General features: G+C 64.3%; 1 protein-coding gene. It reads right to left on the bottom strand.

The features are described from left to right. Window positions 1-38 precede the first annotated feature (38 nt). The gene (locus tag AC3EUV_RS38345; RefSeq protein ID WP_435604896.1) at window positions 39-863 is read right to left on the bottom strand and encodes an IS5 family transposase; all 825 of its coding nucleotides are present in this window, start codon (window positions 861-863) and stop codon (window positions 39-41) included. Window positions 864-1120 lie beyond the last annotated feature (257 nt).

The raw sequence follows: 1120 nt of genomic DNA, 5'->3' as shown, positions 1-1120 counted from the left end.
AGTGAGCGTTTGGTTCTTCAATGTCTGTTTCATTGGGTCTAGCTGTCACGCCAGTTGGGTGTGGTCTCGTGTGCGAGGCGGCGGGTCATGAGGTTGATGGCGGCCAGTTGGATCATGGCGGCTGACCGGTGGGGGTGGGTTTCGTAGTCGCGGGTCAGGCGTCGGTGGTGCATGAGCCAGCCGAGTGTTCGTTCGACGACCCAGCGGCGGGGTTGGACGCGGAAGCCGCGGACTGTGGGGTCGCGTTGGACGATTTCGAGGTCGATGCCGAGCTGGGCGGCGTGTTCCACGGCTTTGGTCTTGTAGCCGTTGTCGGCCCAGGCTTTGGTGACAGCGGGGTGTTGCTCCGCGACCTGTGCCAGGAGGTGGGTGCCGGCCGCGGAGTCGTGGACGCTTGCGGCGGTGACGGCGACGGCAAGAAGGAGACCGAGTGTGTCGGTGACGATGTGCCGTTTGCGGCCGATGATCTTCTTGGCTGGATCGACGCCTTGGCTGGTCAGGGGGACGGTGGCGGAGGTTTTGACGCTCTGGCTGTCGATGAGGCAGGCACTGGGTTCGCTCGCGCGGCCTTCGGCTTGGCGGACTTTGCGGCGTAACAGTCCGGTGAGCTGGTCAAAGATGCCGTCGGCCTCCCAGTGGGCGAAGTAGCCGTAGACGGTCTGGTGGGGTGGGAAGTCGTGGGGAAGGTAGCGCCAGGGGATTCCGGTGCGGTCGACATAGAGGATGGCGTTCATCAGGGCACGCAGGTCGTGGGTGGGTTTGCGGATGCCGTTGCGGGCTTGGCGCCAGGCTTCCAGGGTGGGGCGGATGAGTTCCCACCGTGCGTCGGACAGGTCGCTGGGGTAGGGCCTTGCGGACTGCATGATGCCTGGGTAGGGGGCGGCGGTCGGCCTGGGCAGGGCGTGTGCCGGGGTGTCCGGAGCACCAGGGTGCGGGTTTGGAATCTCGCATGAACCGGGTGGTTTCCAAATGAGACGGGAGCCTTCGTAAGGAAACCGGCGCACTACTCGTCTACGGATCGTCGCATAAGCCGTTTTCCGAGCGAATCGTCAAGCCGGCACCCGCGCTTGGCCACTCAGAACCGTCCTGAAGCACCTGATATACGAACCAAACGCTCACT

The sequence above is a fragment of the Streptomyces sp. bgisy130 genome, from assembly GCF_057708345.1.
This window is presented reverse-complemented; position numbering and strand designations above follow the sequence as displayed.